Annotated in this window: 16 protein-coding genes; 12 read left to right on the top strand and 4 right to left on the bottom strand. The window is 64.4% G+C overall.

All coding sequences use genetic code 11. The features are described 5' to 3' along the window. Positions 1–11: 11 nt before the first annotated feature. A complete protein-coding gene (locus ACKWRH_RS11710; protein WP_445220642.1) occupies positions 12–986 on the bottom strand; it encodes a Bug family tripartite tricarboxylate transporter substrate binding protein in 975 nt (324 codons plus the stop codon). A gap of 411 nt (positions 987–1,397) precedes the next feature. Between ACKWRH_RS11710 and ACKWRH_RS11705 the strand changes: the two genes are divergently transcribed. Continuing rightward, positions 1,398–2,054: a hypothetical protein gene (locus tag ACKWRH_RS11705; RefSeq protein ID WP_445220641.1), complete on the top strand. Its 657-nt coding sequence runs from the start codon at positions 1,398–1,400 to the stop codon at positions 2,052–2,054. Continuing rightward, positions 2,051–2,326 carry an HGGxSTG domain-containing protein gene (locus ACKWRH_RS11700; RefSeq protein ID WP_445220640.1) on the top strand — a complete coding sequence of 92 codons (276 nt, stop codon included), beginning with the start codon at positions 2,051–2,053 and terminating at the stop codon, positions 2,324–2,326. The genes ACKWRH_RS11705 and ACKWRH_RS11700 overlap by 4 nt, the downstream gene beginning before the upstream one ends. Before the next feature lie 367 nt (positions 2,327–2,693). Here ACKWRH_RS11700 and ACKWRH_RS11695 read toward each other — a convergent pair whose 3' ends face one another. After that, a complete protein-coding gene (locus ACKWRH_RS11695) occupies positions 2,694–3,371 on the bottom strand; it encodes a TetR/AcrR family transcriptional regulator (protein WP_445220639.1) in 678 nt (225 codons plus the stop codon). 144 nt (positions 3,372–3,515) lie between these two features. On the opposite strand from ACKWRH_RS11695, the gene ACKWRH_RS11690 reads away from it, so the two are divergent. Genes ACKWRH_RS11690 through ACKWRH_RS11680 form a run of 3 tightly spaced genes read left to right on the top strand, consistent with a single transcriptional unit; the run spans position 3,516 to position 7,138 of the window. Further along, a complete protein-coding gene (locus ACKWRH_RS11690; RefSeq protein WP_445220638.1) occupies positions 3,516–5,801 on the top strand; it encodes a TonB-dependent siderophore receptor in 2,286 nt (761 codons plus the stop codon). 18 nt (positions 5,802–5,819) lie between these two features. Continuing rightward, entirely contained in the window at positions 5,820–6,950 is a 1,131-nt protein-coding gene (locus ACKWRH_RS11685; RefSeq protein WP_445220637.1) for a PepSY-associated TM helix domain-containing protein, read from the top strand. Beyond that, positions 6,947–7,138, top strand: coding sequence for a hypothetical protein (locus ACKWRH_RS11680; protein ID WP_445220636.1), 192 nt, complete (start codon positions 6,947–6,949; stop codon positions 7,136–7,138). Before ACKWRH_RS11685 ends, ACKWRH_RS11680 begins: the two co-directional genes overlap by 4 nt. Positions 7,139–7,169: 31 nt before the next feature. Here the strand turns inward: ACKWRH_RS11680 and ACKWRH_RS11675 are convergent, their stop codons facing one another. Together ACKWRH_RS11675 and ACKWRH_RS11670 are read right to left on the bottom strand one after the other, a co-directional pair. Next, positions 7,170–10,352 carry an efflux RND transporter permease subunit gene (locus tag ACKWRH_RS11675; RefSeq protein ID WP_445220635.1) on the bottom strand — a complete coding sequence of 1,061 codons (3,183 nt, stop codon included), beginning with the start codon at positions 10,350–10,352 and terminating at the stop codon, positions 7,170–7,172. Between the two features lies 1 nt (position 10,353). Then, the gene (locus ACKWRH_RS11670; protein WP_445220634.1) at positions 10,354–11,562 is read right to left on the bottom strand and encodes an efflux RND transporter periplasmic adaptor subunit; all 1,209 of its coding nucleotides are present in this window, start codon (positions 11,560–11,562) and stop codon (positions 10,354–10,356) included. Between the two features lie 356 nt (positions 11,563–11,918). Between ACKWRH_RS11670 and ACKWRH_RS11665 the strand changes: the two genes are divergently transcribed. The 7 genes from ACKWRH_RS11665 to ACKWRH_RS11635 all read left to right on the top strand — a co-directional run bounded on the left by ACKWRH_RS11665 (position 11,919) and on the right by ACKWRH_RS11635 (position 19,573). After that, positions 11,919–12,203 (top strand): hypothetical protein, encoded by a 285-nt coding sequence (locus ACKWRH_RS11665; RefSeq protein WP_445220633.1) that lies wholly within the window; start codon positions 11,919–11,921, stop codon positions 12,201–12,203. A gap of 188 nt (positions 12,204–12,391) precedes the next feature. Further along, positions 12,392–13,636, top strand: a complete 1,245-nt coding sequence (locus ACKWRH_RS11660) for an MFS transporter (RefSeq protein ID WP_354245909.1) — start codon at positions 12,392–12,394, stop codon at positions 13,634–13,636. A gap of 329 nt (positions 13,637–13,965) precedes the next feature. After that, a complete protein-coding gene (locus tag ACKWRH_RS11655) occupies positions 13,966–14,727 on the top strand; it encodes an outer membrane protein (protein WP_445220632.1) in 762 nt (253 codons plus the stop codon). A 177-nt stretch (positions 14,728–14,904) separates the two neighbouring features. Further along, the gene (locus ACKWRH_RS11650; RefSeq protein ID WP_445220631.1) at positions 14,905–16,098 is read left to right on the top strand and encodes a M20/M25/M40 family metallo-hydrolase; all 1,194 of its coding nucleotides are present in this window, start codon (positions 14,905–14,907) and stop codon (positions 16,096–16,098) included. Beyond that, positions 15,998–16,948: an alpha/beta fold hydrolase gene (locus ACKWRH_RS11645; RefSeq protein WP_445220630.1), complete on the top strand. Its 951-nt coding sequence runs from the start codon at positions 15,998–16,000 to the stop codon at positions 16,946–16,948. The genes ACKWRH_RS11650 and ACKWRH_RS11645 overlap by 101 nt, the downstream gene beginning before the upstream one ends. A gap of 158 nt (positions 16,949–17,106) precedes the next feature. Beyond that, positions 17,107–18,195 carry a mandelate racemase/muconate lactonizing enzyme family protein gene (locus ACKWRH_RS11640; RefSeq protein ID WP_445220629.1) on the top strand — a complete coding sequence of 363 codons (1,089 nt, stop codon included), beginning with the start codon at positions 17,107–17,109 and terminating at the stop codon, positions 18,193–18,195. 229 nt (positions 18,196–18,424) lie between these two features. Continuing rightward, positions 18,425–19,573, top strand: coding sequence for an amidohydrolase (locus tag ACKWRH_RS11635; RefSeq protein ID WP_445220628.1), 1,149 nt, complete (start codon positions 18,425–18,427; stop codon positions 19,571–19,573). Positions 19,574–19,601: the final 28 nt, after the last annotated feature.

The following is a 19,601-nucleotide window of genomic DNA, read 5'->3' as shown; positions in this document are numbered from 1 at the left end:
CGTGACGCCCCCTACTCCGCCTTGATGTTCGCTGCCGCGACGACCTCGGCAAGCTCCGTGGTCTCCTTCGCGATCTTCGCGGCGTAGTCGGCCGGGCTGAGCACGCTGACGACGCCTTGCGACTCCAGCCGCTCCTGCACCGCCGGATCCCTGGCGGCGGCGACGATCTCACGGTGCAGCGTCTCTCGGATCGGCTCGGGCACGGCCTTCGGCATGAAGAAGCCGACCCAGAACGAGATGTCGAAGCCGGGATAGCCGGCCTCCGCGACGGTCGGCACGTCAGGCAGCGCCGGCAGCCGCTCGGCCGATGACACCGCCAGCGCACGCAGCTTGCCGGCCTTCACCAGCGGCACGGCGGACAAGGGATCGAACACCGCCAGCACCTCCTGCGCGAGGATGCCGACCTCGGACGCCGCGCCGCCGCGATAGGGCACGTGGATCAGCTTGATGCTGGCCTTCTGGCTGAGCAGCTCCATGGCGAGATGGGCAAGGTTGCCGTTGCCGCCCGAACCGTAGGCGAGCGCGCCGGGCGCGGCCTTCGCCGCCGCGACGAGATCGGCGACGGTGTTGATGTTGGCCGTCCTGGGATTCTCGGGATTGACCACGAGAACGAGCGGCGCCGAGATGACGGTGGTGAGCGGCGCAAAGTCCCCTTGCGGATCGTAGCGGGCGTCCTTGAACAGCGTCTTGTTGAGCGTGATCGTGGACGAGTTGCAGGCGAGGATGGTGTAGCCGTCCGCGTCCGCGCGCGCCACGCCCTCGGCTGCGATCATGCCGTTGGCGCCGGCACGGTTCTCGACCACGAAGGGCTGGCCGAGCTTGTTGCTCAGCCGGTCGCCGACGATGCGCGCGACCACATCGACCGGGCCGCCCGCGCTGAAGCCGACCATGATCTTGACCGGACGCGTCGGATATTTCTGCGCGAGCGCCTCGGTCGTCATGCACAATCCGGCGACAATCGCCAGCAGGCGAAGCGTTCGTTGCATTCGTTTCTCTCCCCGGGGCCCGCGCTGCCGCTTTTGCATGGTGCGGCGCCTCTGGAGATCATGATTAGCGGTCGCGCCGGATTTCGCAATCGCGTTTGCGCGCCGGCATTCCGTCGCGCGGCACGCGAGAGCCGCATGCCAACAAAAAATGCGAAATCAACCCCATGCACAGTAGCCGGCCCCTGTCGCAACAAGGACTTGCGCAAGATTTCGGATACTGCGAACTCGATTTGACACGTCGGGCAAAACACCGGCATGATGGCATCATCGCAACAATCGCCACCGTCCGCGCCGCCCGACCAGGACGCCTCGCCGCGATCGTGCGTAAGCCCCTCATCGACATCTCAAAATTCGTAATCGCGCGTAGCAAGCGGGCGGACGTTCGCGCACCTGCGCCGGAAGGAACAGCACATGACGACATCTTCGAAATGCCACGACACGCCGCCGGTTGCGGCAAACGATCGCAGCGCCGTGGCTGCGAGCCCGCGCATCAAACTCTACAAGCGGCGGATTGCGATCAACCATCCCGACCCGCAAGCCGGCGAGCGTCTGCTGGCCGAGGCGCTCGGCGCCGTCGACCGCGACGCACTGCATGGCCTGCTCAAGCAGCTGGTGAAGGCCAGCGTGATCGGGCAGAAGCCCGATGAAGCCAATCTCGCCTTCATGATCTCGATGGTGAAGAGCATCGCGCCCAGGGATTCCATCGAGGCCATGCTGGCCGCGCAGATGGTGTCCGTCCACGTGGCAGCGATGCGCTCCGCCTGTCGCCTCGCCTTCAGCGACGACATTCTGCAGCAGGAAAGTGTCACACGTGCACTGACCCGGCTTGGCCGCACCTTCGCAGCCCAGATCGAGGCGCTTAGCCGTCACCGCAACAACGGCGAGCGCGCGATCACGGTGCGGAATTTGTCGGTGCAGGATGGCGGCAAGGCGATCGTGGGCAACGTCACCCAGCACGCGAGCGTGATTGTTGCGAGGCCGAACGCTGCGGCGGATGCAGGACCGGTCCCTCGCCACGAAGTCGGCGAGCACGACGAGGCAGAGGTCAGGCAAGGCGCCAGCGCATGAACGGCGATCACATCCGCAACACGGGCGCGATGATGAGGAGCCGGCGCTGCGGCGCCTGGACCCGCAGCGGCGCCACCTGCCGCGCACCGGCGGTGCACGGCAAGACCCGCTGCCGCATGCACGGCGGCGCCTGGAGATCGGGCCCGCCGAAGGGAAATCAGAATGCGCGGAAGCACGGCGCATTCGCGCAGGACCAGATCGCGGAACGAAGGGCGATCCGGGCATTGCTGGACGAAGCTCGGAAGTTACTTGTCGAGATGAACTCGGACTGATCGAGGAATCGGTCGGCTGAATTCGATCTCGGCATCAATGAGCTATTGATGGCCATATGGCCCAAATGATCGATTCACAGGTCATTTTATTGATCAGCGACCCGCGCCCGCCTCGAACCGGTACAAACGTCAGCGGACATGCGCGATGTAACGGCCGCGGACAGCGTGAACGCACCGAAGACAACGCCGGCCAGCAACAGGCTGCGCGGCGCAGATGAAATACCCATCATGGTGATCTCCCCAAAGCGGAAGCCGTCTTCCAGACGCTGGCGCGCCCGCGGCTTTTCCGGGTCACAGGGTACGAATTTGCGCAGGCAAATACCGTTGGAAACATCGGGGAATAGGCGAACGCCCGCGGTGTCGCGAGCTATCCCTGCCGGCCAGCAGCGCCGCCGAGAAATAGTTTCCATGCTTTTTCGAAATACAGCTTTCGCTCCTTGGGCGTCGCGAGCGGCTTGTATCCGAACATCGCCAGCGTCGTCGGGCCGACGATGATGCTGTTGATGAGAAAGTTGGTCAGGAAATTGATGTCGCCCGCAACGATACGCTGATCGGCTTGCGCTTTTGTGACTAACGTCCGCAGCACCGACATGATCGCGTCCGGCTCCGGCTCGGAATGACTGTCGACAGCGACCAGGCTCTCGCTTGCCGCGATCCGCTTGAAGGCCACCAGCTCCGGATCGAGGTTGATGTCGAGCAGCAGGCTCGCCAGCTCCTTGAGTTGCGCCAGGCTGTTCTGGCTCGACTGCCTCACCTGGAGATCGGCAAGGCGCGCCATGATCCGCCGACGGCTTCGCTCGAGCACGGCGCCGAAGATCGCCCTCTTCGACGGATAGCGCCGGTAGATGGTGTCCTTGCCCGCGCCACACTCCGATACGACGCGCTCCATGGATGTCGCGGCGTAACCATCCCTGGCGAACAGATCCGCGGCCACCGCGAGTATCCGGTCTTCGATCGCCTGCGCCTCGGCCTTGGTCGGCCGTCCGCCACGACCTTCGCCGCTACGCCTCTTGGCGCGTTTGCCGGTCTTGACTGCCTGCTTCATGCCTTCCCCTGCGCGATCCGGAATCGCCCGTCTCGACTTTTAATAGTTCTAAATACTCGAAAACGCCAACCACATAACTGGACAGTTCCGTCCCGTTTTGTTTTAACCCCGTCCGCTGATTTTTGGTGGGGTTTTGAAATGGGAATGACCGGGGGATCGCAGCGGGCTCTGCGAGGTGCGGCACTTTTGCTTGGCTCGACTGCTTTTCTGGCGCTCGATGTGCCGGCGTTTGCGCAAAACTCCGCGCTGCCGCCGGTGACGGTGGACGCACCGCAGGGCCAGCGCGCGGCCCGCAATGTGACAGCGCAGCGTCGGCAGAGCGCGGCACGGCGGAGCGCCCGGACGCGGACGAACTCCAATGCCCCGGCGCAGGCCACTCCCGACGCAGCGGCAACGGCAGCAGCCCGGCAGGACACCCGCGATCAGATGGCCACACCCAACCAATCCACGGCAACCAAGACGTCGACGCCCGTGCTGGAGACGCCGCAATCGGTCACCACGGTGACGCGCCGGCAGATCGACGCGCAGAACCCGCAGACCGTCGGCAACGCCCTGCAATATACGGCGGGTGTCCTCTCCGAACGCGACGCGACGACGCGTTATGACAGCGTGTTCCTGCGCGGCATCGGCGGCTTCGGCACCTCCACCAATTTCGTCAGCTTCCTCGACGGATTGAAGCTGCCGCGCGGCCAGGCTTTTGCGGTGACGTCGATCGACGCGTTCCTGCTCGACCGTATCGAGGTCATCAAGGGTCCTTCGGCCGTCCTGTACGGACAGATCAGCCCCGGCGGTCTCGTCAACCTGGTCAGCCGCCAGCCGAGCGACGTCCCCTACGACGAAGCACGCATCGAAGGCGGCAGTTACGGCCGCGTCCAGGGCGGCATCACCAGCCAGGGCGCGCTCGATGCCGCACATCAATGGCTCTATAGTATCAGCGCGATCGGCCGCATGTCCGGCACGCGCTATGACGGCGTGGACGAGCAACGCTTTGGCGTCGCGCCGGCGATCACATGGCGCCCGGATGCCGACACGCAGCTGACGGTGTCGGGTTTCTACCAGCACGATCCGAAGGGCGGCTATTTCAACTCGCTCTACCCGCAATCGCTGGCGCCGGCGGCATATAAGCCGTATCTCAACCGCAATCTGAACATCGGCGATCCCGGCTTCGACCGGTTCGACCGCGAGCAATCGGGCGTCGGCTACGTGTTCGACCGTCAGCTGAACGATGTCGTGAGCTTCCACTCGGCGCTGCGCTACTCCAAGGTCGATACCGACTTCCAGTCGCTGCAGATGTTCGGCCCGCTGACAGCGGCCGGGACGATTCCCCGCGCGGCGATCCGCTCGACCGAGGGTGCCGACGGCATCGCCGCCGACAACCGCCTGCGCTTCGACTTCAGGACGTCAGCTGTCGAGCACACCGTGCTCGCCGGCTGGGATCAGCAGAACTCGCACAGCTCGTGGCTCTATCAGTTCGGCGGCGCGACATCGCTCGATGTCGTGAACCCCGCCTATTATCAGCCGGTGGGAACGCTGTTTCCGTTCATCAACAACGACCAGTCGCTGTCGCAGACCGGCATCTACGTTCAGGACCAGATGAAGTTCGGCGGCTTCCGCCTGACCTTGGGCACACGGCACGACTGGACCGAGCAGACCAACGACAATCGGATCTCGCTGGCCAAGACGTCGCAGGACGCCGACAAGCAGACCTATCGCGCGGGCCTGCTCTATCTCTTCGACAACGGCCTTGCCCCCTATGTCAGCTATTCGACTTCGTTCGAGCCGACCATCGGCGTCGGGGTCGACGGCCTGCCCTTCGTTCCCACGACCGGTGAGCAGTATGAGGGCGGCCTGAAGTACAAGCCCGCCTTTGCCGACATGCTGTTTACGGCGGCGGTGTTCGATCTGCGCCAGCAGAACACCCTGACGCCGTCCTCTGTTGCTGGTCTCAGCGTGCAGCAGGGCGAGATCCGTTCGCGCGGCGTCGAACTCGAGGTGCGCGGCAACGTGACTGAAAACATCGAGATCGTCGCGGCCTCGACCTTCCTCGACACCAAGGTCACGAGGTCGACCGACCTCACGGCGATCGGCAAGCGGCCGCAGGCGGTGCCGACGCATTTCGAATCGCTGTGGGCCAATTACAGCTTTCTCAACGGCGGCCTCGCCGGACTGACCATCGGCGGCGGCGTCCGCTCGGTCGGTCCGAGCTACGGCGACGACATCAACAGTCTCGTCTCGCCTGGCTATGTCGTGTTCGACGCGGCGGTCCGCTACGACCTCGTCAACCTCTTGCGGGCCTGGAAGGGCGCGGAGCTGACGCTCAACGTCACCAATCTGTTCGACAAGAGCTACTACACCAGCTGCAGCTCCAATTTCTACTGCCAGTTCGGAAACGGCCGCCTCGCGCTCGCGGGCCTGCGCTACCGGTGGTGATCGCATGATGTGGCCCACATGAGAGCGCGACGGCTGCGGTGGTGGTCGTGGGTTCACAAATGGAGCAGCCTGATCTGCACGATCTTCGCGCTGCTGCTGTGTCTCACCGGCCTCCCCCTCATCTTCCATGAGGAGCTGGGACCGAACCCTGCGTTGGAGCAGGTCGCTGATCCCAATATCCGCGCGTCCGTCGACACCATGATCGCCCAGGCGCTCGCCGAGCGCCCGGGCGAGATCGTGCCGTATCTGTTCTACGATCGCGACAAGCCGATCGTGAAAATCCCGACGGCGGCGAGCATGACGTCCGCGCCGGATACCTTCTTCTACAAGGTCTTCGATATCCGGACCGGCAAGGCGCTCACCATCGACCAGCCCAACGAGGGCTTCATCTACGTCATGCTGCGGCTTCATGCAGATTTGTTCGCGGGCATCAAGGGCACGCTGTTCCTGGGAGCCATGGGGCTGTTGCTGGTCGCCGCGATCGTCTCCGGCATGGTGCTGTACGGACCGTTTGCGAGGCGCATCGCGTTCGGCGAAGTGCGTAAGCAGCACAGCAACCGGCTGCGCTGGCTCGACCTGCACAATCTGCTCGGCATCATCACGCTGGCCTGGTTCGGCATCGTCTCGTTGACAGGCGTGATCAACACGCTGGCTGCGCCGATCGAACTGATGTGGCAGTCGAACCAGTTGATGGACATGGCGGCGCAAAGTCGAGGACAACCGCAGGAGACGCGCAGGGCGCCGGTCGATCTGGTGCTGGCCAGGGTGCGCGCCGCCGTGCCTGACATGACGGTGATGACCCTCGCCTTTCCAGGCAGCCCGTTTTCCACGCCCAGTCATTACGCCGTGTTCCTGACCGGCAATACGCCGCTGACGAGCCGCATCCTCAAGCCCGCCATCATCGATGCATCGAGCGGAGAGATCGTCGCGGTTCGCGACATGCCCTGGTACGCGATCGCGCTGTTCGTCTCGCAGCCGCTGCATTTCGGCGATTACGGCGGGCTGCCGCTAAAAGTCATCTGGGCTGTGCTCGATATCGTCACCATCGTCATCCTGATCAGCGGTCTCTATCTCTGGCTCGCCAAATGGCGTGCGAGCCGAACAGTCGCGGCCGACTTGAGAGCGGCAGCGGCGGAGCTCGCCCGATGACATCAGGCCGAACGCTCTGGACGGTCCCGGTGCTGCTCGCGCTTGTCACGCTGTTCGGCCTGCTGGCCGCCCTGGTCGGCGAAGGCGGGATCTGGTGGGCACTGTCATGGGCGACGCTGGCTGTTCCCAGCGTTCTCAGCTTCTACTGCCTCGTTCGGGGCCTGATGCCGCCGCGCCAAAAGCCCTGACATCAGGTCCCGAGGGCTCGGTGCCAGACAGTCACTCCGCCGCAAAGACCTTTGATTTCTTCGGGTCCAGCTCTTTGAAGACGTCCAGATCGCCGTCGTCGACAACGTCCTCTTCCTGAGGATCGCTTCCCGCGTGTCGTTTCGGACTGAACCATTGCGAGACACGGTCGAGATAAAGATAGACAACCGGCGTGGTGAAGAGCGTCAGGACCTGGCTGACCAAGAGACCGCCGACCATGGCGTAGCCGAGCGGTTGACGCAGTTCCGAGCCGGTCCCGTGGCCCAGCATCAGCGGCACGCCGCCGAGCACCGCCGCCATCGTGGTCATCAGAATCGGACGGAAGCGCAGCAGGCATGCCCGGCGAATGGCCTCGACCGGCGACAGGCCCTGATCCCGCTCCGCCACGATCGCGAAGTCGACCAGCATGATGCCGTTTTTCTTGACGATGCCGATCAGCAGGACGAGGCCGATCAACCCGATCAGGCTGAAGTCGAAATGGAAGATGAGGAGCGTCGCCAGCGCGCCGACACCGGCCGACGGCAGGGTCGACAGGATCGTCAAGGGGTGAATGTAGCTCTCGTAGAGCACGCCGAGAATGAGATAGACCACGATCAGCGCCGCCACGATCAGCAAAGGCACGGAGGAGAGAGACTCCTGGAATGCCTTCGCCGTGCCTGCGAAAGTCGAGGTGATCGCGGCCGGCACGTTCATCTGCTGTTCCATCGCGTCGATCGCCTGCGTCGCCTGGCCGAGCGCGACGTTGGGCGCGAGGTTGAAGGAGATCGTCACCGCCGGAAACTGGCCCTGATGGTTGATGGCCAGAGGCCGGACCGGAACCGTGGTCCACTTGGTGAACGCCGACAGAGGCACCTCTCCCCCCGTCGTCGGTGAGCGGAGGTAGATCTGCTCCAGCGTGGACGGATTCTTCTGCAGCGAGGGCAGCACCTCGAGGACGACATAGTAGGTCGACAATTGGGTGAAGTAAGTCGCGATTTCGCGCTGCCCGAATGCGTCATACAAGGTCGCGTCGATCACGTCGGGGGTCAGCCCGAAGCGAGCGGCCTGATTGCGGTCGATCGACAGCGTCAGCGTCGTGCCCGACGTCTGCTGGTCGGACGCGACATCGCGCAGTTCGGGCATGCCCTTCATTCTGGCCAGCAGCTTCGGGGCCCATGTGTTCAGCTGGTCCATGTCGGTCGACTGCAGGGTGAACTGAAATTGCGTCCGGGATGCCCGGCCGCCGACACGTACGTCCTGCGCCGACTGGAGATAGAGCCGCGCGCCCTGGACCTTCGCCGTCTGGACCTGCAGACGACGGATGACCTGGTCGGCCGAATCGGTGCGTTCATCCCGCGGCTTCAACGTAATGTACATCGTGCCGTCGTTGAGCGTATTGCCGCTTCCGCCCATCCGCATCGCCATGTGGTCGATCGCAGGGTCCTTCAGCACGATCGCGCCGATCTCCTGCATGTGCTTCGCCATATCGGCGATCGACACGTCCTGCGACGTTTCGACGATTCCGGTGATCAGCCCGGTATCCTGCTGCGGAAAGAACCCTTTGGGGATGATCACGAAGAGATAGACCGTCAGCGCGATCGTCGCGAAGAACACCATCAAGGTGATGAAGCGGAAACGCAGCACGAGGTCGAGGCCTCGCTCGTAGCCGTTCACGAGGGCCTGAAACATCCGCTCGCTGAGCATATAGAGCCTGCCGTGATGCTCCTCGTCGTGCGATTTGAGGAAGCGCGACGCCATCATCGGCGTCAACGTCAGCGACACCAGGGCCGACACGGCGATCGTCATCGCGAGCGTCACCGAAAACTCACGGAACAGGCGACCGATGATGCCGCTCATCAGCAGCAACGGGATCAGGACCGCGATCAGCGAGATCGAGATCGAGATGATCGTGAAGCCGATTTCGCTGGCGCCCTTGAGCGCGGCGGCCATCGGCGTCTCGCCCTCCTCGATGTAGCGGGTGATGTTCTCCAGCATCACGATGGCATCGTCGACCACGAAGCCGACCGCGATGGTGAGCGCCATCAGTGACAGATTATCGAGGCTGTAGCCGGCGATCCACATCAGCGCGCAGGCGCCCAGCAACGCAAGCGGCACCGTGATCGACGGGATGATGGTGGCCCAGACGCTGCGCAGGAAGACGAAGATCACCATCACGACGAGGCCGATCGTCAGCAGCAGCGTGAACTGCACGTCCTTCACCGCCGCGCGGATCGTCTGCGTGCGGTCCGACAGCACCGAGACCTTGATGGCCGGCGAGATACCCGCCTGCAGATGCGGCAGCTGTTTCATGACGCTGTCGACGGTGTCTATGACGTTGGCGCCGGGCTGCTTGAAGATGACCAGGAAGACGCCGGGCTTGCCGTCGACCCAGCCGTACTGGGTATTGTCCAGCGGTGCACTGACGGCATGGCCGATGTCGCCGACACGGACGGGACTGCCGTTCCGATAGGCGATGACGATGTCGTTCCAGGCCTCGGCCTTGGTGAACTGGTCGTTGGCATAGACGGTGTAGGTACGGGTGTCGCCGTTGAGGGTTCCCTTGGGATTGTTGACGGTGATCACCGAGAGTGGGGTGCGCACGTCCTCCAGCGACAGGCCCTTGGCCACCAGCTTGGCGGGATCGATCTGGACGCGGATCGACGGCGCCTGCTGTCCACCGACGCTGACCTGGCCGACGCCGCTGATATGGCTGATCGCCTGCGCGAGCTTGGTGTAGGTCTCGTCGGACACCTGCGTCATCGGCAGCGTCGTCGAGGTGGCGCCGAGCGTGAGAATGGGCGAGTCGGCCGGATTGACCTTTCGGTAGGTCGGCGGGGTCGGCATGTTCTTGGGCAATTGCCCGCTCGCGGCATTGATGGCGGCGAGCACGTCGGAGCCGGCACCGTCGATGTTACGCGAGAGATCGAACTGCAGAACGATCTGGGTCGAGCTGGTCTGGCTCTGCGACGTCATCTCCGAGACGCCGGGAATCAGCGCAAACTGCGATTCGAGCGGCTGCGCCACCGAGGACGCCATCGTCTCCGGATCCGCCCCGGGAAGGCTGGCCGAGACCTGGATGGTGGGGAAGTCGACTTCCGGCAGTGGCGCCACCGGCAATTGCGGATAGGCGATGATCCCGACGAAGACGATGCCGACCATCAGCAGCGACGTCGCGATGGGAAGGCGAATGAAGGGAGCCGAGATACCGCCAGCCATGTCAGTCAGCCGATCCGCTTTTGGCCTGGGTGACTGTGGCGCTCGCGTCCACCGTCGGCGCGGCCTGCGGCTTGTCGTCGACCAGCGCGCCGTCGAACAGGCGCGACTGGCCGGCCACCACGATCCTGTCTCCGACGTTCAGGCCTTCGGAGACCACGGCATTTGCGTCGCCGCTCTGGCTGACCTTGATCGGCCTCGCGCTGACCTTGCCATTGTCGTCGATCACATAGGCGAACAATCCCGACGGCCCGTGCTGCACGCCATTCTGCGGCACGACGATGACGTCCTTGCGCGTATCGATCAGCATCCGCGTGGTGACCGACAGGCCGGGCCACAGCGCGTTGTCCTTGTTGTCGAAGCGCGCTTTCAGACTGATGGTCCCGGTGGCCTGGTTCACTGAATTGTCCATGACCACGAGCCTGCCTTGCGAGAGCGTTTTGCTTCCGTCCGAGGTCAGCGCCTCGACAGGCACCTCGCCGGCGTCAAAGGCCTTGTCGATGGCCTGCAATTGCTCTTCCGGTTCCGTGAACTGCACGGCGATCGGCTGCAGCTGGGCGATGGTGACGATCCCCGTCGTATCCGCGGCATGCACGATGTTGCCGGGGTCGACCAGGCGGAAACCCGTCCGTCCGCTGATCGGCGCCTTGATCGAGGTGTAACCGAGATTGGTCTGCGCATTGTCGATGGCGGCCTGGTCGCCCTTCACCTGCGCGGTCATCTGATCGACCAGGGCCTGCTGGGTATCGAGATTTTGCTGGGTCTCGAATTGCTGTTTCGCAAGCTTCTGAAACCGCTCCAGGTTCAACCGGTCGTTTCTCAGATTGGCCTCGTCCTGGGCCTTCTTCGCCACCGCCTGCTCGAGGGCCGCGGTAAAGGGGCGTTGATCGATCTCCAGAAGTGGATCGCCCTCCTTCACCATCTGCCCCTGCTTGAAGAACACCTTGGTGATCTGACCGTCGACACGGCTCTTGACCGTGACCGTCCTGAACGGCGAGACGACTCCGAGACCGTAGGCGCGCACGGGAAAGTCGGCCTTCTTCACCACGAACGAGGTGACGGGAATCTTCGCCGCAGCCTGACTGGCAGCGCTTTCGGCGGCCGCTGCGGCTGGCTTGACGCCCCCGAGGAGCTCATACCACACGCCATAGGCCACCGCGGCTATTGCAAGGATTCCAAACAGCGCAACGCTGAGCTTCGGTCGCGTTGACAAATTGATGGCCCTCTAACTGTTTGTACCTGCCTTCAGATAAGCCGACTGATTGCAGGTGAAACCGCCGCCTCGCATTGGAAGTATCGCGGACAAAATCCCAACGTCAAAATGACGATCGCGTGCGAAAATCTGTACAAATTTTCATGTTCGCTCGCGGCAAAACGCGGCCGGTGAATCGAAGCCGTCCAACGAAGGACAAGGCAGAAACAAACAGAAACGAGATTGAGAGACGTGATAGACCGCAGCGACATCACGCTGAATTGCGCCAGCGATCGCTAATTTCAGGATCGCTCGCCTTACGTCAGGCCTTATCATTGAAATTCAGCAAGCGCTGCTTGATGGGAACGAGGCGCGAGATGAAGGCCGATCACCCGAACCACCGGGGAAATGTCGTACCGTTTCGAACGCGATCGGGAGGCGGCAGAGATCCGGTTGATGATGCAGGGTCCGGCAACATCTTGCGCATGCTCGACCTCTCGAAGTTCGAACACCAGCGCCCCGCTGTCGAGAACCGCCCCAGCATGCGCTCCAACATCGCGGCAATGGTTCTGCTCGGGCTTCTCGTATTCATTGCAACAGAGGACTTTTCCAGACTCGAGCAATCGAACCTTTGCTTCGACAAATCGGAGTGCAGGAATTGAATAGCGTTCGTCATCAACCTGACGAGGTAACGACGAATCGCAATTTCAACGGCATCGACGCGGGGCCTGGCTCGATCAGCGGGGATCCGGAAGATACAAAGCATCGCGCACCGGATCGGCCCTCCCCCATTGGCACCGTCCCGCCAATCGTGTAACCCGGCCGAAACCCTCGCCGGGACGGGAAGCTGATGAGTGCGGTTGCCACTGATAACGCGGGAGATGGCACCCGCGCGCTGATCTTTGCGCTGCTTGCGCTCGCCTGCGGGCACATGCTGTCGACCTTGCTGCGCACGATTCCCGCCGTCAGCCTCGACCTGATGGCGGCGGATTTCCACATGGAGCCGCAGGCGCTGGCGAGCCTCACCTCGGTCTATCCCTTTGCCTTTGCCGCCGCGCAGATTCCGGTCGGCGCTGCGATGGATCGCTTTGGCGTGCGGCCGGTGTCGCTGAGCCTGCTTATGGGAACCGTGATCGGCGCCATCGCGTCGGGATTCGCGACGGGGCCGGAAAGTTTTGCGGTCGGGCAGGTGATGCTCGGCATCGCGACATCGGGCATGCTGATGTGCCCGATGACGCTGGCGGCCAAGCAATTGTCGGCGGCGCGGTTCGGCCTGTGGTCCGGCGCGATCCTCTCGATCGGCAATATCGGCATGCTGCTGTCGTCGAGCCCGCTCGCCTTCGTGGTCGATCATTACGGCTGGCGCGCCGGGTTCTGGATCTCCGCGCTCGGCGGCGTTCTCGTCGCGCTCGCGGTGTTCTTGCTGGTGCCGAGGCAGCCGGCCGAGCACAAGGACGAGTCCTCGCCGCTGTCGCAGATGATCGAGGTGCTCAGGCTCGGACTGTCGCGCCCCCTGCGTGGCCTGATCGCGCTGGCGCTGGTGTCGCTTGCGACCTCGCTGGTGCTGCGCGGCCTGTGGGGCGGACCTTGGCTGATGGAGATCAAGGGACTGACGCGGGTCGAGGCGGGCAACCAGCTCGGCGCGTTCACGCTGGCGATGATCGCAGGTCCCCTGTGCATCGGCATGATCGACCGCAGGCTCAGTCGCCGCCGCGAGCTGGTGGCGGGCACGCATATGGTCGGCGCGTTACTGCTGGCGCTGATGGCGCTGGGGGCGCCGCATTATGCGGTCTCGATCCTGTTCGGCGTGCCCGTGATGCCGCCGCAATATGACCTCGTGCTGTTCGTCCTCATCGGCCTTGCGACCTCCGCCCAGCCGCTGCTGTTCGGCATGTCGCGGCAGCTGGTCGATGCGCAGACCGCGGGCAAGGCGCTCGCGGCGATCAACCTCGCCTTCTTCCTCGGCGCCGCCCTGATGCAGTCGATGACGGGCGCGGTGGCGGCGTTCGCGGGGCTGCCGGCCGTGCTGCTGTTCATGGCGGCGGCGCTACTTCTGGGCGCGCTGATCTTCCTGGCATATACGCGCACTGCGTGAGGCAATCTCGCACAACGGCGTGGCGCAGGGGATGCTTCATTTTCCCTGCCGATGACGTCGCGTGCAATCAGCCGGCGACGCCCAGTTCAGTGCACTGTCGCCGATATTCCCGATTCTTCCTGTCGCGCCAGCCTCTGTGAAAAGTCGCAACCTGCAGTGGCCGTTTTTTCCACTGTGGCCCGATGGTTACAGCCGCACAGTGACCCGCCGCGTACTGTGACGAGATCGCGAAGTCGGACAGGTCACCAGATGAAGTCGCTGGCCTGTGCGATGCCGACCCGCACGATACGCTTCAGGCGCATTGCCGTTAGTTGAAGGAAGATCCTCGCATGACCACCAAGACCCTTTTCAGCGCCATCGCGCTGGCAGTTTCGACGTTGACCTCGGCCATGGCGGCGGACGTGTCGATGCCGTACAAGGCGGCGCCTGCGGCCCCGGCCTTCTCCTGGACCGGTTGCTATGTCGGCGCCAATGGCGGCGGCGGCCGCGGGGTCAACGAGCAGCAGCCCATCGTCGGGCTGACATTCAATGCCAATCACAACAGCGGCTGGCTCGCTGGCGTGCAGGGGGGCTGCGACTATCAGGTCGGCTCCCTCGTGGTCGGCATCGAAGGCCAGTTCGATTGGGCCGACATGAAGGACACCAGCACGACAGTGCCTCCGGGCGGCGGCGGCGTCGGCCTCCTGCTGACGACCCAGCTCGATCGCGTCGCCACCGCGACGGGCCGCATCGGCTACGCCTTCGATCGCGTGCTGTTCTACGCCAAGGGCGGCGCCGCCTTCGCGCGCTTCAACCATCAGATGACGCAGACCGATTTCGCTGCCCTCACGGTAGACCTCAAGGGCTCGCGCGATGTGGCTGGATTCGTCGTCGGTGGCGGCATCGAATATGCGCTGCTGCCAAACCTGTCGTTGAAGGCCGAATACAATTATTTCGACTTTGGAACGAACGGTTACACCCTGAACTGCTCCGGCGTATGTCTCGGCACTCCCTTCTTCCCGGCCACCGTCCGGCAGAACATGCAAACCGTCATGCTCGGCGTGAATTGGCGATTCAATACCGCCCTCGCCCCGCTGGTCGCGCGCTACTGATTGGTACGCCAAACGCATCGGCGGCGCGTCGTGTTCAACGCGCCGCCGCAAACCGCCCCGTGGCTTTGATGCGGTCGTTCCTGCCCCGCCCTAAATTCACCGGACTGTCCGAGAGGCCTTGCGAAACACGGCGCAGCGAAGGATGCTGACGCGTACCGTGCATCAAAGGACCATCTCATGCCTGTCGACACCAAAGCCGCCACCGACCGCCTCATGCGCTTCCTCGCCGTAGAGGGCATCACCGGACAGGAGGCGGCGATCGGGCGTGAGCTCACCGCCGCGCTGAAGGAAAGCGGCGTGCCGGCCAAGGCGATCCGGCTCGACGACGCCAACACCCGCATTCCCGTGCCGACCGAGACCGGCAACCTCATCGTCGACCTGCCCGGCCGCGGCGCGCTGCACAACCAGCCGCGCATCATGTTCATGACCCACATGGACACCGTGCCCCTCTGCGCCGGCGCCAAGCCGAAGAAATCCGGCCGCAAGATCGTCAACGAGGCCAAGACCGCGCTCGGCGGCGACAACCGCTGCGGCTGCGGCGTGCTGGTGACGCTGGCCGCCGAGCTCGCCAAGCAGAAGCTCGATCATCCCCCGATCACGCTGCTGTTCTGCGTGCGCGAGGAGAGCGGGCTCTACGGCGCCCGCCACGTCAAGCTCGACGAGCTCGGCTCGCCGGCGATGGCCTTCAACTATGACGGCGGCTCGGCCTCCAACGTCATCATCGGCGCCGTCGGCGCGGACCGCTGGAATGTCGAGATCTTCGGCCGCGCCTCGCATGCCGGCGTTGCACCGGAGCGCGGCATCTCCTCGACCATGATCATGGCGCTGGCGCTTGCAGACGTGAAGTCAGGCGGCTGGTTCGGCAAGGTCGTAAAGGGCAAGCAGCAGGGCACCAGCAATGTCGGCCCCGTCACCGGCGGCGAGGGCCGCCCGGCGGGCGATGCCACCAACGTCGTCACCGACTATGTCCATGTGCGCGGCGAGAGCCGCAGCCACGACGGCAAATTCTTCAAGGAGATCACCAAGGCCTACAAGGCCGCGTTCGAGAAGGCCGCCAAGAAGGTGACGAACGCGCAGGGCAAGTCCGGCAAGGTCAAGTTCAAGGCCGAGACCGACTATTTTCCGTTCCGCATGAAGGACAGCCAGCCCGTCATCAAGCGCGCGGTCGAGGCGGTGTCCGCGGTCGGCGGCACCCCGAACGTCCGCACCGCCAATGGCGGCCTCGATGCCAACTGGATGGTGCGCCACGGCATTCCTACCGTGACCTTCGGTGCCGGCCAGAACGAGGCGCACACGATCGACGAATGGATCAATCTCGACGAATACGACCGCGCCTGCGCGCTGGCCGTGCAGCTCGCGACGATGCGCTGAGGCGCGTTGCGTGAGCTCGGAAAGGTCATTTGTCGCCAATGACGGCACCGTCATTGGATATCGGCAACTGGGCTCAGGTCCCGGACTGGTGCTGCTCCATGGCGCGCTGCAGAGCGCAGCGAGCTTTACTGACCTTGGAGCAGCGCTGGCCGACCGCTTCACCGTTCTCATCCCGGACCGGCGCGGTCGAGGTCTAAGCGGACCGTTCCGGCCCGACCACTGCATGGCGACCGAGATCGATGATCTCGGTCGGCATCTCGCCGAGACGGGCGCACGCAATGTGTTTGCATTGAGCGCCGGGGCCTTGGTTGCCATGCACACCGCGCTCGCCAATCCGGCGATCGCGCGTCTCGCGCTTTACGAGCCGCCGCTCGAATTCGGCGGGGTCCAGCCGCGCTACTGGGCCGCTGGCTATGAGGCGGCCCTGGCGAAGCGGGATCTGCCGGCCGCCCTTGTTGCCGTGCTAAAAGGCACCGGCGACAACGAGATCATGACAAGGCTCCCTGCGCCTCTCCTTAAATCGTTCTTCGCCATGATGATGCGGCTCCGTCCCAACGCCGCCGTTGGCAACGGGCCACCTCTGGCCAAGCTCATCCCCACGGTCCACTACGACATCGAGCTGATCGCGGAGAAAGCCGGCGATCTTGACCACTTCAGGGGCTTGAGCACGGAAACGCTGCTGCTTGGGGGCGATCTAAGCCAAGGCTATCTCGCCACCGCTCTCGATGCTCTCGCCGCGATCCTGCCGAACGCGACACGCGTTGAATTCAAGGGCGCCGGACACATCGCGGCAGACAACGAAGGCGACCCGATTCGCGTCGCGGCGGAGCTGCGTCGTTTCTTCGCATGATGTCGTCCGTAGGTAGAGCGCAGCGAAACCCATCGCCGCGGTAACGAAGACGATGGGTTTCGCTGCGCTCTACCCATCCTACAGAACTGCCCTGCATCGCCCGCGGTTGCCCGCCGATGCCTGCCGGCCTAGCCTGCAAGGAAAAGCAGGAAGGAAACATGGCACGCATCTCGACAATCGAGACCGGGTTCTACCGGATCCCCCTCCCCGTCACGCTGTCGGACTCAACGCATGGCGAGATCGCGGCGTTCGAGCTGATCACCTGCCGCATCCGCGATGCCGACGGCGCCGAAGGCGTCGGCTACACCTACACGGTCGGGCGCAATGGCGGGGCGACTGCGGACATCCTCAAACGCGAGATCCCACCGCTGGTCGAAGGACGCGAGGCCGACGACACCGAAGCGATCTGGCATCACGTCTGGTGGGGCCTGCATTATGGCGGCCGTGGCGGACCGGCGGTGCTGGCGCTGTCCGCGCTCGACATCGCGTTGTGGGACCTGAAGGCGCGGCGCGCAAAATTACCGCTGTTCCGCCTGCTCGGCGGCTTCGATGCGCACGTGCCGTGCTATGCCGGCGGCATCGACCTCGATCTCTCCGTCGCGGCGCTGCTCGCGCAGACCGACGGCAATCTCGCCAAGGGCTTTCGCGCCATCAAGATGAAGGTCGGCCGGCCCGATCTCAAATCCGACGTCGCGCGCGTCGCGGCCATGCGCAAACATCTCGGCGACGGCTTTCCGCTGATGGCGGACGCCAACATGAAATGGACGGTGGAGGACGCGATCCGCGCCGCCCGCGCCTTCGTCCCCTACGACCTCACCTGGCTGGAAGAGCCTGTTATCCCCGACGACGTCGCGGGCCATGCCCGCATCATGCAGGCCGGCGGCGTGCCGATCGCGGCCGGCGAGAATCTGCGCTCGCTGTGGGAGTTCAAGAACTACATCGTCGCCGGCGCGGTGTCCTACCCGGAGCCTGACGTCACCAATTGCGGCGGCGTGAGTGCGTTCATGAAGATCGCGCGGCTGGCAGAGGCGTTCAATCTCCCGGTCACCAGCCACGGCGCGCACGACATCACGGTGCATTTGCTCGCGGCCTGCCCGAACCGCTCGTATCTGGAAGCGCATGGTTTCGGGCTGGACAAGTATATCGAGCACCCGCTGGTGCTCGATGACGGCAAGGCCGTGGCGCCGGACCGTCCGGGCCACGGCATCAGCTTCGACTGGAAAGGGCTGGCGAAGCTCTCGCCGTAAGGCAATCCGTCATAGCCAAAGCAAGACGTGGATGGCCGGGTCATAGGCGAGCGGAAGCGACGCCGTCCTCCGGACGGCTATGGCGAGCGGAAGCGACGCCGTCCTTCGGACGGCTCTGCCCGGCCATGACGATGTTGCTGCACGCGAGGCATTCGCAAGCGCTTGACGGGTCGGCTCAATATTCGGCTATGCTGGCATTAGCCGTCCCCCCTTGCGAAAGACCCCTGCCTTGCCCCCCGAGCTGCACCAGAAACTGACCCAGTGGCGCCGGCATCTGCATGCCCATCCGGAACTGGGCCTCCACGAGAAGGCCACCTCTGCCTTCGTGCAGGAGAAGCTCACCGAGCTCGGCATTCCCTTCGAAGCGGGCATCGGCGGCCACGGCGTGGTTGCGACGCTGGCGCGGGGGGCGGCGCAGGGCCGCGTCGGCCTGCGCGCCGACATGGATGCGCTGCCGATCACCGAGGACACCGGCCTACCCTACGCCTCGACGACATCAGGCGTGATGCATGCCTGCGGCCATGACGGGCACACCGCCTCGCTGCTCGGTGCAGCCGCGCTGCTGGTGGCGGACACCAGCTGGAGCGGCACCGTCGACTTCATCTTCCAGCCGGCGGAGGAAGGACTTGGCGGCGCGCGCGCGATGGTCGGCGCGGGCCTGTTCGACCGCTTTCCGATGACGCGAGTGTTCGGCTTCCACAACTGGCCGGGGCTCGCTGCCGGCACCATCGCGGTCCATGACGGCGTCGTGATGGCCTCCGGCGGACGCGTCAGCATCACCATCGACGGCCATGCCGGACATGCCGGCATGCCGCATCTGACCCGCGATCCCGTGATGGCGGCGGGACACCTGATCGTGGCGCTGCAATCGGTCGTGTCGCGCAGCATCGACCCGCTCGACACCGCCGTGCTCTCGCTCTGCACGCTCGAAGGCGGCACGGCGCGCAACCAGATCGCAGGACGCGTCACCATCGGCGGCACGCTGCGGTATCATCGCGACGCGGTGAAGGACGTCATCCTGGCGCGGATCGGAGAGGTCTGCGCAGGCATTGCAACGACCTTCGGCGTCAAGGTCACGCCCGAAATCGTCATGGGCGTCGGCGTGGTGGTCAACACGCCGGCCGAGGCGGGCCTGGCGCGCCTTGCCGCGGAGAGGGTGCAGACCGAGGTGCGACGCGATCTCGCGCCGAGCATGGCCGGCGAGGATTTTGCCTTCTATCTCAAGCAGTGCCCCGGCGCCTTCGCCTGGATCGGCAACGGTGAATTGCGCGACGGCGCCGAGCTGCACGGCCCGCGCTACGATTTCAACGACGCGATTTTGCCGGTCGCCTCGAGCTGGATGGCCGAGGTCGCCAAGGTGGCGCTGAAGTCGAACTGACCCCGGAACGGCAGGGCCTCGGATTCCC

The sequence above is a fragment of the Bradyrhizobium sp. Pa8 genome (genome assembly GCF_052588265.1).
This window is presented reverse-complemented; position numbering and strand designations above follow the sequence as displayed.

What these genes read in the sequence shown, in the direction of transcription:
- ACKWRH_RS11665 (WP_445220633.1), top strand. Translation starts at nt 11,919, where the DNA reads ATGAAGGCCGATCACCCGAACCACCGGGGAAATGTCGTACCGTTTCGA.
- ACKWRH_RS11690 (WP_445220638.1), top strand. Translation starts at nt 3,516, where the DNA reads ATGACCGGGGGATCGCAGCGGGCTCTGCGAGGTGCGGCACTTTTGCTT.
- ACKWRH_RS11685 (WP_445220637.1), top strand. Translation starts at nt 5,820, where the DNA reads ATGAGAGCGCGACGGCTGCGGTGGTGGTCGTGGGTTCACAAATGGAGC.
- ACKWRH_RS11650 (WP_445220631.1), top strand. Translation starts at nt 14,905, where the DNA reads ATGCCTGTCGACACCAAAGCCGCCACCGACCGCCTCATGCGCTTCCTC.
- ACKWRH_RS11680 (WP_445220636.1), top strand. Translation starts at nt 6,947, where the DNA reads ATGACATCAGGCCGAACGCTCTGGACGGTCCCGGTGCTGCTCGCGCTT.
- ACKWRH_RS11700 (WP_445220640.1), top strand. Translation starts at nt 2,051, where the DNA reads ATGAACGGCGATCACATCCGCAACACGGGCGCGATGATGAGGAGCCGG.
- ACKWRH_RS11695 (WP_445220639.1), bottom strand. Translation starts at nt 3,371, where the DNA reads ATGAAGCAGGCAGTCAAGACCGGCAAACGCGCCAAGAGGCGTAGCGGC.
- ACKWRH_RS11660 (WP_354245909.1), top strand. Translation starts at nt 12,392, where the DNA reads ATGAGTGCGGTTGCCACTGATAACGCGGGAGATGGCACCCGCGCGCTG.
- ACKWRH_RS11675 (WP_445220635.1), bottom strand. Translation starts at nt 10,352, where the DNA reads ATGGCTGGCGGTATCTCGGCTCCCTTCATTCGCCTTCCCATCGCGACG.
- ACKWRH_RS11655 (WP_445220632.1), top strand. Translation starts at nt 13,966, where the DNA reads ATGACCACCAAGACCCTTTTCAGCGCCATCGCGCTGGCAGTTTCGACG.
- ACKWRH_RS11710 (WP_445220642.1), bottom strand. Translation starts at nt 986, where the DNA reads ATGCAACGAACGCTTCGCCTGCTGGCGATTGTCGCCGGATTGTGCATG.
- ACKWRH_RS11705 (WP_445220641.1), top strand. Translation starts at nt 1,398, where the DNA reads ATGACGACATCTTCGAAATGCCACGACACGCCGCCGGTTGCGGCAAAC.
- ACKWRH_RS11640 (WP_445220629.1), top strand. Translation starts at nt 17,107, where the DNA reads ATGGCACGCATCTCGACAATCGAGACCGGGTTCTACCGGATCCCCCTC.